Genomic DNA, 12,188 nt, shown 5'->3' on the forward strand with positions numbered 1-12,188 from the left:
TCATCAACAATCGATAATTGAACGGTTCACCCTCTACTAGAAATAACCCTCGGCTAATCATTTTTGATTTTAAGCCACAATCTTATTGAGTGATACGGCTATCCTGAGGTGTATTTAGGATGATAAAAACCACATTTTGGCCTAATGAGTAGCTAAAGAGAAGCCAGCTATGCCATGCATATATGGGGCTTAGAGTCATGGGGTACCCGCAGCAACCGTATATAAAAAGCAACTATTCTACTAATCCAGACAAATCCCTTCGACCCGCATTTCTCTTTGTGATAGAAACGTCTGTCAATATCACTTGTTCGTTTCAATCGCAGATCTGATACCTCATGACCACCAAAGTACTCCAACAAACATTGCAGCCAGGTGTTGCACAGCAAGTCTCGACCCGACTGGCATTCTTTATTGCCGGATTGGGTATGGCCGCTTGGGCCCCTCTGGTGCCTTTTGCCAAAGCGCGTATCGGTCTTAACGATGCGTCGTTGGGCTTACTGCTATTGTGTATTGGTATCGGTTCGATGCTGGCAATGCCCCTGACCGGGGTACTAACGGCAAAATGGGGTTGCCGCCCAGTGATTTTACTGGCAGGGGCAGTGCTGTGCCTCGCTCTTCCCTTGTTAGTCCTGATGAATACCCCGGTGACGATGGCTCTCGCTCTGCTCGTATTCGGTGCTGCTATGGGCATAATAGATGTCGCCATGAATATTCAGGCGGTTATTGTTGAAAAAGCCAGTGGCCGGGCCATGATGTCCGGTTTCCACGGTCTATTTAGTGTCGGAGGGATTGCCGGTGCCGGTGGCGTGAGTGCTTTATTATGGTTGGGGCTAAGCCCATTGGCGGCGATTATCGCTACCGTGGTGCTAATGATTGTTCTCCTGCTCACTGCCAATAAGAATTTGCTACGAGGTAGCGGAGAAGCCCATGACGGGCCACTGTTTGTTTTGCCGCGCGGTTGGGTGATGTTTATTGGCTTCCTGTGCTTTGTTATGTTTCTGGCCGAAGGCTCGATGCTTGACTGGAGTGCGGTTTTCCTGACTACACTGCGCGGTATGGACCCCTCACAAGCAGGAATGGGGTATGCGGTATTTGCCATCGCCATGACACTCGGGCGTTTGAATGGCGATCGGATTGTCAACGGATTGGGCCGATACAAGGTATTATTAGGTGGGAGTCTGTGTGCTGCGCTTGGGATTATCATTGCGATAAGCGTTGATAGCTCAATTGCCGCTCTTTTGGGCTTTATGCTCGTAGGGCTTGGGGCATCCAATGTCGTGCCTATCTTATTTACCGCCGCCGGTAACCAAACCGTGATGCCAGCCAATTTGGCGGTAGCATCGATTACCACCATCGGATACGCCGGGATTTTAGCCGGGCCTGCGGCAATTGGGTTTGTCGCACAATTAAGCAATTTATCGGTGGCTTTTGGCTGTGTGGCGTTACTATTACTGACCGTCACTGCCAGCGCCAGAGCCGTCACGCGCTAATCAAGGAATATGCATTATCGTTATGCAAAATAACTCGTTATCTACCAGTTCTGCGAATATCACTCGCTGTTTCTGGCTGTTTATCGTCCTGCTGCTCGTCACGATGGGCCTGTATAGCTACAACTATACCAATGCCTATCTGGCAGAAAAAAAATACGCGCTAACGACTATCGCCGCGGGCCTGCAACAACGTATCGATGATTACCGCTATCATACCTATCAGATATACGATTTAGCCAATAACCCCAATATGTCTGAGAAAAGTATCCTCTCCGCACAAGAGGTCCGGCTACGCCCTGATATTTACTATATCGAAAAGCCGCGCAGAAAAACTGACTCGGTCATTTTTGGCAATCACGAGCCAGCAACACTGCCGATGATCTTGCAGATATCTGACTATCTTGATAGCCATTGGGGGTCACAAAATGATACCTACTCGATGTATTATCTTAACGGCCAAGATAATAGTCTGACACTTATCACCACCCAGGCATTAAAAGAAGTCACTTCGCGTTTTAAAGAAAGTTACCTGACCGTTGCTGCTGAATCTCGGCGCGCGGAAATGTTGCAACAGGCCAATACCTTAGACGAACGTGAAAGTTTCTCACCGTTACGTAAATTTCGCTTTCAGAACGCCTACTATTTTACGCTGAGAACCACATTTAACCATCCTGGGCATTTGGCTACCGTTATCGCTTTTGACTTACCAATTAATGACTTAATACCTTCCAATATGGCGCGTTCTAACTTTTTGCTGCAACAAGATAAGACCCCCATTAATGAAGGTATGGCGCCCGAGGACATTGTAGCAACCAGCGTGGCATTGAATGGTTCCTGGCTAGAATTTTCAGCCCCTCTGGCAAATGCCGCGCTGAAAATTGTCTATCGTGTCCCGGTCGGAGGGTTAGCCATTGATTTGCTGAGAAATAACTTTTGGCTCCTTTTGTCCAATATATTGTTGCTAGTACTGGCTGTTTTAGGCATCTATTTTGTGCGCCGCCAATATGTGCGCCCAAGTGCAGATATGGTCGAACAGTTAGAAACACAGAAATCACTGAGTCAGGAGATTATTACCAGCCTGCCACAAGGGTTATTGGTCTATAACTTCAGCAACAGCACTGTAGTCGCCAGTAACCAGATTGCCGATAATCTGATGCCCCATCTAAATCTGCAAAAAATTGCTCATATGGCGGAACAGCACCACGGGGTGATTCAGGGCACGGTAAATAATGAAGTTTATGAGATTCGGATGTTCCGCAGCCAGATTTCACCAGAAACCTATCTGTTCCTGCTTCATGATCAGGATAAAGAGGTACTGGTAAATAAAAAGCTGCAACAAGCAAGGCGTGAATACGACAAAAACCTGCAAGCTCGCAAATTGATGTTGCACAACCTGGGGATTGAGCTGAATCAACCTATCAACAACCTCAATCAGATAGCCCATGAGCTCCAGAACACCACCGACTTACAGCAACAGCATGCGCTGAAGGCCAAATTGGTCGCGCAAACTGACACTATCGCCGAGTTGATCGATAACATTACCCTCCTAACGCGGCTGGAGACTCAGGACTGGCAGCCTGAACAGGGAGCCTTCTCTCTATCAGCATTAATCGATGCGCTACTGCTAGAGGTACTGCCTGCGATAAATCAGAAAGGTTTAACGCTGTTTAATCACTATCATGTCAATATCGATCAGGATTACATCGGCGATGAAAAAATCTTACGTAAAATACTGTCGCTGCTACTGCATTATTCTGTTATCACCACAGCTTATGGGAAAATCACGCTCAATGTTGGCCACGAACCCGGGCATCCAGAACAACTGATTATCCAGATAACCGATACTGGTGTCGGTATTTCTGATGAAGAGATCAGTAATCTTAATTATCCTTTCCTCAGTCAAACATTGGTTGACCGATACAACCATGGCTCGGGGTTAACATTCTTTTTATGTAACCAATTATGTAAGAAATTAAACGGCCAACTTGAGATTCGCAGTAAAGTAGATATAGGTACTCGCTATACTATCCGTGTAACCATGGCTATCCAAAATGAACAAGTGGAGGAGCAAGAAAAATTATTGGACGGAGTTACAGCGCTATTAGATATAACTTCAGAAGAAGTACGTTCAATCATCACCACGTTATTGAATTCATTCGGTGCCAATTGCATTGTCGCGGATGATCGTTTGCCAGGGCGGGATTACGATGTAACCTTAACGGATAACCCACAACAGTATGATAACTTTACCTTATTGCTAGTCTCCGACGAGGTGGGTTTACAGCAGTTGCAGGATAATTATATTCGGGTAAATTATAATTTGGGCAGCGCTGTCATTGATGCAATATTATTATTAATCGAGCAACGAATCTTATCAGATGAGTCACCTGAAGAGTCTGAATCCATTGCTGCTGATGATATAAATACCTACGAGCAACAACTAAAGTCCAGTGACTATTATTCCTTATTTGTTGAGACAGTACCGGTAGATCTGAAGAAACTGTATACTGAAGTTCAGCAACGTGATTTCATATCGCTTTCGCAGACAGCACATCGATTGAAAGGCGTATTTGCTATGTTGAACCTGATACTTGGCAAACAGCTATGTGAAACATTAGAACAGCATATCGCAGATGGCGATCGGTTGAAGATCGAAAATAGCATCAGTCAAATTGATTCTTTCGTCACCAGACTGTTGCAGCAAGGTAACCCATAACCATGAACAACCTTAATGTAATTATTGCTGATGACCATCCAATTGTGTTGTTTGGCATCCGAAAGTCGCTTGAGCAAATTGAATGGGTAAACGTTGTCGGGGAGTTTGAAGACTCTACAGCGCTTATTAACAGTTTGTCTAAACTTGATGCCAATGTGCTAATTACCGACCTCTCCATGCCTGGGGATAAGTACGGTGATGGCATCACTCTGATAAAATATATAAAAAGGCATTACCCAGATTTAGCCATAATTGTTCTGACCATGAATAATAACCCCGCTATTCTTAGTTCAGTTTTGGACTTGGATATTGATGGGATAGTATTAAAGCAAGGCGCACCAGCCGACTTGCCTAAGGCATTGGCCGCACTACAAAAAGGGAAGAAATTCACCCCAGAGAGCGTGGCTAAACTGCTAGAGAAAATCAGTGCTAATGGTTACGGTGATAAACGTTTATCACCGAAAGAGAGTGAAGTTTTACGGTTATTTGCTGAAGGTTTCTTAGTGACTGAAATCGCCAGAAAACTCAATCGCAGCATTAAAACCATCAGTAGCCAGAAGAAATCGGCGATGCTGAAGCTGGGCGTAGATAATGATATCGCGCTGTTAAACTATCTTTCATCTGTAACCATTAGTCAGGTTGATAAAGAACAATAATTTTTATCTACCGATATACTCTCAAGCCCGGTCTTGCTCAGCAAAATTTGCTCAGTGACATCGGGCTTATTTTTATCCATTTTTCCATTCAAGTTATTAATGCATTAACTCTCGTTATAACAACCAAACGACCTAAACAGCTAACACCCCTGCGGCTTCAAGACCAAGATATAAGCCAAAGTAATTGGAGTTGCAGGTAGGCAGCAAACGAATAAATCCCGATGAGCTTACATAAGTAAGTGATTCGGGTGCGTGAGTGCAGCTAACACCCCTGCGGCTTCAAGTACGAAGGCTTTAACGTGAACGGCGGACTTTATCGCTATAGTAAACCAACATCTGGCGCAATGTATCCAGTGTCACGGGCTTGGACAAACAGTTATCCATCCCTGCTTCAATACAGCGTTGTTTGCCTTCAGCTAATGCATTGGCGGTTACGCCAATGATCGGGAAATGATGGTTTAACTGCCGCAGGCGCTGAGTCAGACGATAACCATCCATATTTGGCATGTTCACGTCAGTCAGTACAATATCGACATTATTGGCATTCAATACTGCCAGAGCATCCAACCCATCATTCGCGGTAATCACTTGGTAGCCCAGGGTGGTGAGCTGATCGGCTAACAAGCGGCGATTAATGGGATGATCGTCCACAACCAGAATTTGCAAGTCTGCATTCTCATCCTGATTTGCTTTCGGTGCTGGCAACTGTAATGGCGCGCACTCAACTAATTGTTGTTCCAGCAATATCTGGTCCAATAGCGGGATAATCTCTAGCAGGGTCGATGTGCTCAGTAACCAATAGCCTGGACGCGTCTCTTGTGGCAGACCAATGTGCTCAATGGAGATTTGAATCCACGTCGATAGAGGTGCGTTTATTTGCGGTAAGTAATCACAAATCAGCACTTGCTCCTGCAAGGTCTGTTCATTACTGTAACGCCGGATCGTGGCTCCAAAATGACGCAATAAATCAAGTAAATAGCTTTCCAACCGCGCATTGCGGATATCCAACCACAAGGTTTTCCCTTGCCAACGGTCGCTTTGCGGTAACACGGCATTTTTGGCCCGATTGCCATTTTCGGCAAAATATAATGGAATGCGGATAGCAAAAATACTGCCCATTCCCAGCTCTGAAACCACTTCAACATCGCCATCCATCAGGTTGACCAACTTCTCACAGATAGCCAGACCTAGCCCAGTCCCTTGAAAATGGCGCTGCACCCCAGTTCCGACCTGAAAGAATGGATCAAATAACTGGTTAATCTCACGTGAATTAATCCCCACGCCGGTATCTCGCACTCGGAATTCCAGATAATCACCGCGCACCCGTACTTCCAAGATAATACAGCCAGTATCTGTAAATTTTATAGCATTATTCAACAGGTTAGAAATCACCTGTTGCAAACGGACAGGATCGCCGAGCATCTGTCGTGGCACATCAGGCTCAATAAAGCAGTAGAGACCTAAGCGTTTTTTGACCACCAGCGGTAAATAGTTAGCCGTAATATGGGTTATCACCTCCACGGTAGAAAACTCACTCGGCTCAATTTTCAGTTGTTCAGATTCTATTTTAGAAAAATCGAGGATGTCGCTGATAATTTTGAGTAATAAGCCTGACGAATTATTCATCGCCGTCACCAGCCGCTCAACACCCTGAGGTAACTCTTTGGTTTGCAACAAATCGAGGTTACCGATAATCCCATATAGCGGCGTGCGCAACTCATGGCTGACCGTGGCTAAAAACATCGATTTTGATTGGCTGGCCTGCTCCGCCGCCGCCGCCATCTCTTGCAGTGACTCTTCCATTTTGACTCGCGAGCTGACGTCAACCAGCACACAGATAGCCACATCTTCATTACGATAACGGGAGTGAACAAAGCTAATTTGTAGATTATTGTTATTGCTGGTCATGACATCGACAAAGTTCGCCTGCTGCTCACAAATAATGCGTGTAATACGTTCGCGATCCTCGTTCGTCAGCAAATTAATATAGTTATGTGCCAATTCATTGCTGAGGATATTGGTCCCGTCACTAATGCGCAGAATGGAAATGCCCACTGGAGCCGAAGCGACAATTTTGCGGTTGAACTGTTCATGTTCCTCCAGCCTCAAGGCGTTATCTTCTGCTGGATGGAACATTTTTCGCTCAAATAGCCACGCCAGAGTAAAGATCACGACACCAGAAAGCGCGTTCAGAAGAAATGCATTAAAAATTAATAACTTGAACGTATCTATTATCGTTCTAACCGGCAAGGAATAAGCGATACTGAGGGTTGATGGCAGTAAATTCTTTTTTAGAATAAGCGAGTTGTAGTCATCAACGTAGCCAAAATAAGACGGAGAATCAGGGTAATCGTCTAACATCGAAGCATACCGTTCCCCTGTTGCTAACCGTAATACCGGCTCATTATCCTGATCAAGTAATGTCACGCCGACAGGCAATGTCCCGGAAGAGATAAAATCCTCCAGGCGGATAGTTTGCTCAGTACCCACCATTGCCTCTAACTTGTTACCCACATAGAGGGGGGTCAGGACATATAAGGTACCAATTTCAGGCCGCACACCCGGTACTATCCAATACAACGTGCTGTCTTTATCCTGATTTTTTGCATCTCGATATTTTAAAATATTTTCATTCAATGACTTAAGCAGACTCTCCTGCTCCATCGGGGTATTGCGAATATCGAAATCCACCATGCACAGCGTGTCGCTGCCAATAAAGAATATCCGGTTAAGGTCATAAGCTGCGGCAAAGTTCTCTTTCCAGTACAGAATCAGGTTACTAAGAGAACTTAATGAAGAGTGGCGCGACGAATTAAGTGCAGCACAATCCGCACCGGTATTAAGCGGATGATATTGTGGTGTCGTTTTGTTTTTGATAAAAGCGCCAGCAGCGATATCACTGCTCGCCGAATCCTGATTTAATCTGTTTTCCGCCATATATTTGATATCGCGGATGATATCGGCAGAGTGCCTGATGTAGCTCTGAGCCTGCTCAAAGTTAGTATTATATTCCTGACGGATGTCAGATTTTTTCTCGTTGAGGATGTTCAGGATATAAAAAGTGGTCAACAGTGCACCAAGTGACCATAACATAATGGCCAATACCCGAAACAAGTAACGGGATATTTTCAGTGTCGTGCGAAATGAAGAGAGATATTTCAATCTGATTCCAGGGTGGAAAGTAGGGCCAGACAGGCTGCATGAGCAACAGAATACACTACCAATAGCCCATAAAAAAGCCAGCTCGTAAGCTGGCTCTTGTTTTCAACAACGCATTATACGTTGTCGTCCTCATCTTCAGCATCGCCTTCTTCTGCTTCATCAGCAGCATCTTCATCTTCTGGTGTATTCAGTGCAGCATCGTCTTCGCCGCCCTCTTCACCTTCTAATGATTCGCCATCAAGGATTTCATCATCCTCTTCTGGCTCAGCAACACGTTGCAGACCAACGACATGCTCATCTTCTGCGGTACGGATCAGCGTCACACCTTGGGTATTACGCCCCACGACACTCACCTCAGATACGCGAGTACGTACCAGAGTACCCGCATCGGTGATCATCATGATCTGGTCAGTCGGAGCCACCTGAACAGCCCCCACAACCTTACCATTACGCTCACTGACTTTAATGGAGATAACACCCTGAGTCGCACGGGACTTGGTTGGGTACTCTTCCACTGCGGTACGCTTACCATAACCGTTTTCAGTCACAGTCAAGATTTCGCCATCACCACGTGGGATAATCAGAGAAATAACCCGATCATCACCATTGAGGTTGATACCACGTACACCGGTCGCAGTACGGCCCATCGAACGGACCTGTGACTCAGGGAAGCGAACCACTTTACCCAATGCAGAGAACAGCATGACTTCATTGCTGCCATCGGTCAGATCCACACCAATCAGCTCATCGCCTTCATTCAGATTGACGGCAATAATACCGGCGCTGCGTGGACGACTGAACTCGGTCAAAGCGGTTTTCTTCACGGTGCCGCTGGCGGTCGCCATAAAGATGTGACGGCCTTCTTCATATTCCCGCACTGGCAGAATGGCGGTAATACGCTCATTTGGCTCAAGCGGCAATAAGTTGACGATCGGACGACCACGTGCACCACGGCTGGCTTCCGGCAACTGATAGACCTTCATCCAATAGAGACGGCCACGGCTGGAGAAGCACAAAATAGTATCATGGGTATTGGCAACCAACAGACGATCAATGAAGTCTTCTTCTTTGATGCGGGCAGCCGACTTACCTTTACCACCACGGCGCTGAGCTTCGTAATCCGTCAGCGGTTGATATTTGACGTAGCCCTGATGGGACAGCGTCACAACCACATCTTCCTGATTAATCAGATCTTCGATGTTGATGTCGGAAGTATTAGCCGTTATCTCAGTACGACGTGCGTCGTTATATTGCTCTTTGATAGCAACCAATTCTTCGCGGATAACCTCCATCAGGCGATCCGGGTTTTCCAGAATAAAGATCAACTCACCAATTAAGGTCAACAGCTCTTTATACTCATCCAGCAGTTTTTCATGCTCCAGGCCCGTCAGTTTCTGCAAACGCAGATCCAAGATTGCCTGAGCTTGTTGCTCGGTGAGGAAATATCTGCCGTCACGGATACCGTATTCAGCTTCCAGCCACTCAGGGCGGGCAGCGTCATCACCGGCACGTTCCAACATTGACGCCACGTTGCCTAATTCCCATGAATTGGCAATCAAGCCCGCTTTTGCTTCAGCAGGAGTGGCGGCACGGCGGATCAATTCGATAATCGGATCGATATTAGCCAGTGCAATTGCCAATGCTTCAAGGATGTGCGCGCGGTCACGTGCTTTACGCAGTTCAAAAATGGTACGACGCGTCACCACTTCACGGCGGTGGCGCACAAATGCAACCAGAATGTCTTTCAGGTTAAGCAATTTAGGCTGCCCTTGGGACAGAGCCACCATATTGATACCGAAAGTCACCTGAAGTTGCGTCAGTGAATAGAGGTTATTTAGAACCACTTCCCCGACGGCGTCACGTTTAATCTCAATCACGATACGCATGCCGTCTTTATCAGACTCATCACGTAACGCGCTGATGCCTTCTACGCGTTTCTCTTTGACCAGCTCAGCGATTTTCTCAATCAACCGCGCTTTGTTCACCTGATACGGGATCTCGTGAACAATAATGGTTTCACGGCCGGTTTTCGCGTCAGCTTCAACTTCAGCACGGGCACGGATATAGACCTTGCCACGGCCAGTACGATAAGCCTCTTCAATACCACGGCGACCATTAATAATGGCGGCTGTTGGGAAGTCTGGACCCGGAATGAACTCCATCAACCCTTCAATGGTGATGTTTTCATCTTCGATCAGGGCCAGACAGCCATCAATAACCTCAGACAGGTTATGTGGCGGAATATTGGTTGCCATCCCTACGGCAATACCTGACGAACCGTTAACCAACAGGTTAGGGATTCGGGTTGGCATGACTGCGGGGATCTGTTCCGTACCATCATAGTTAGGCACGAAGTCAACGGTATCTTTTTCTAAATCCGCTAACAATTCGTGAGCAATTTTAGACATACGGATTTCGGTATAACGCATCGCCGCAGCAGAATCGCCATCGACGGAACCGAAGTTGCCCTGCCCATCCACCAGCATATAGCGCAGTGAGAACGGCTGGGCCATACGCACTATTGTGTCGTAGACCGCGCTGTCACCATGCGGGTGATATTTACCGATAACGTCCCCGACTACACGGGCCGATTTTTTGTATGGTTTATTCCAGTCATTACCCAGTACATTCATCGCATACAGTACGCGACGGTGCACCGGTTTCAGTCCATCCCGGACATCTGGTAAAGCACGTCCGACAATAACGGACATCGCATAATCCAGATAGGAGCTTTTCAGCTCTTCCTCGATGTTGACCGGTGTTATTTCTCTGGCAAGGTCGCTCATTGAGCCGCTATCCCTCTACTAATTACCGGATTTAAAGGTACGAAACTATATCACAAAACCCAGATTTTGGCGAAACTACGTGATGTTTGTCGAAACGACTTTATGTCGGGCTTATCCGCCTAACTTAACGGTATTATTCTGCGTCAATTGAAAGGGAACATGTATAATCTGCGCAAAGAAACAGAACAGTGAGAACTCTCCATGCGTGTAGATAACACAGCTAGCCATCAGAATGTCGACGAGCAAGAAATCGCTAAATTTGAGGCGGTTGCCTCTCGCTGGTGGGATTTAGAAGGTGAATTCAAACCTCTTCATCGCATTAACCCGCTGCGTCTTGATTACATTTTACAGCGCTCTGGCGGTATTTTTGATAAGAAAGTGCTGGATGTCGGTTGCGGTGGTGGAATTTTGGCCGAAAGCATGGCTCGGGAAGGGGCACACGTCACCGGTCTGGACATGGGCTATGAGCCGTTGCAAGTGGCTCGCCTACATGCGCTGGAAACCGGTACCAAACTGGATTATGTGCAAGAAACAGTTGAAAGCCACGCGCAAGCGCATCCACAACACTACGATGTGGTGACCTGCATGGAGATGCTCGAACACGTGCCAGATCCCGCCTCGGTTATCCGCGCCTGCGCTCAATTGGTCAAACCCGGTGGCCACGTATTCTTCTCAACTATTAACCGCAATACCAAATCCTGGCTGATGGCCGTGGTCGGTGCAGAATATATATTGAAAATGGTTCCGAAAGGCACCCATGATTCGAAAAAATTTATTCGCCCATCAGAACTTATCGGCTGGGTTGATCAAACCCTGTTGCGTGAGCGCCACATTATCGGGCTACATTACAATCCGATAACAGATCGTTTTAAGCTTGGCGGTAATGTTGATGTGAATTATATGGTGCATACTCAACGAGATAGCGAATAAATTCATCGCGTGGGTAGTGTAAAAATCAAACAATACCCGATAGATTTCGCGTTGTAGCAAGGCGGCAACTGAACAACAAATTGGTCGGGAACCGATTTGAACAGCATTTATGCTAGTCCGTAGGGTGAGCCTCAAGGATGAGGTTCATTAATTCCCAGGAGCTTAGTCCACTAAGTGACTGGGGTGAGTGAGGATAGCCAACACCGCTACGGCGCGAAAGATGAAGGGGATTTTCCTAATGTTTAATAAACCGGCAAACGATCCACTTTTTAAGGTTTTCAGTAAAATCTTATCCCCCAAAGCGACAGTAGGTAAGATCCAGTGATGGCGCAGTCTGAGAGCGTTTCGTAACAATTCACCCCCAAGTTATCCACACAATTAAGCGATCTTGTTCACTTGCCAAAAGCCGCAATACTCACTATCTTGTTATCTATCCACTACCCACCCC

6 protein-coding genes are annotated in these 12,188 nt (G+C 46.5%); 4 read left to right on the forward strand and 2 right to left on the reverse strand.

Annotated features, from left to right (window positions below):
* Positions 1-335 precede the first annotated feature (335 nt).
* Genes Q2T71_RS13710 through rcsB form a run of 3 tightly spaced genes read left to right on the forward strand, consistent with a single transcriptional unit; the run spans position 336 to position 4,862 of the window.
* Entirely contained in the window at positions 336-1,490 is a 1,155-nt protein-coding gene (locus Q2T71_RS13710) for an MFS transporter (protein ID WP_372559441.1), read from the forward strand.
* Between the two features lie 22 nt (positions 1,491-1,512).
* Positions 1,513-4,206 carry a phosphotransferase RcsD gene (rcsD, locus tag Q2T71_RS13715; RefSeq protein WP_372559442.1) on the forward strand — a complete coding sequence of 898 codons (2,694 nt, stop codon included), beginning with the start codon at positions 1,513-1,515 and terminating at the stop codon, positions 4,204-4,206.
* A 2-nt stretch (positions 4,207-4,208) separates the two neighbouring features.
* Positions 4,209-4,862, forward strand: a complete 654-nt coding sequence (rcsB, locus tag Q2T71_RS13720; RefSeq protein ID WP_372559443.1) for a response regulator transcription factor RcsB — start codon at positions 4,209-4,211, stop codon at positions 4,860-4,862.
* 294 nt (positions 4,863-5,156) lie between these two features.
* On the opposite strand, the gene rcsC is transcribed toward rcsB, so the two are convergent.
* Both rcsC and gyrA read right to left on the reverse strand, forming a co-directional pair.
* Entirely contained in the window at positions 5,157-8,024 is a 2,868-nt protein-coding gene (gene rcsC / locus Q2T71_RS13725; RefSeq protein ID WP_372559444.1) for a two-component system sensor histidine kinase RcsC, read from the reverse strand.
* A 113-nt stretch (positions 8,025-8,137) separates the two neighbouring features.
* The gene (gyrA, locus tag Q2T71_RS13730) at positions 8,138-10,810 is read right to left on the reverse strand and encodes a DNA topoisomerase (ATP-hydrolyzing) subunit A (protein ID WP_083158301.1); all 2,673 of its coding nucleotides are present in this window, start codon (positions 10,808-10,810) and stop codon (positions 8,138-8,140) included.
* Between the two features lie 201 nt (positions 10,811-11,011).
* Between gyrA and ubiG the strand changes: the two genes are divergently transcribed.
* Positions 11,012-11,740: a bifunctional 2-polyprenyl-6-hydroxyphenol methylase/3-demethylubiquinol 3-O-methyltransferase UbiG gene (ubiG, locus tag Q2T71_RS13735; RefSeq protein ID WP_372559445.1), complete on the forward strand. Its 729-nt coding sequence runs from the start codon at positions 11,012-11,014 to the stop codon at positions 11,738-11,740.
* Positions 11,741-12,188 lie beyond the last annotated feature (448 nt).

It is taken from the genome of Yersinia sp. 1652 StPb PI (assembly GCF_041538345.1).
In the GTDB taxonomy this organism is placed as follows: Bacteria; Pseudomonadota; Gammaproteobacteria; order Enterobacterales; family Enterobacteriaceae; genus Yersinia; species Yersinia enterocolitica_E.

Excerpts from the sequence above, each read along its gene's own strand:
- Q2T71_RS13710 (WP_372559441.1), top strand. The coding sequence starts at position 336 with ATGACCACCAAAGTACTCCAACAAACATTGCAGCCAGGTGTTGCACAG.
- rcsD (WP_372559442.1), top strand. The coding sequence starts at position 1,513 with ATGCAAAATAACTCGTTATCTACCAGTTCTGCGAATATCACTCGCTGT.
- rcsB (WP_372559443.1), top strand. The coding sequence starts at position 4,209 with ATGAACAACCTTAATGTAATTATTGCTGATGACCATCCAATTGTGTTG.
- gyrA (WP_083158301.1), bottom strand. The coding sequence starts at position 10,810 with ATGAGCGACCTTGCCAGAGAAATAACACCGGTCAACATCGAGGAAGAG.
- ubiG (WP_372559445.1), top strand. The coding sequence starts at position 11,012 with ATGCGTGTAGATAACACAGCTAGCCATCAGAATGTCGACGAGCAAGAA.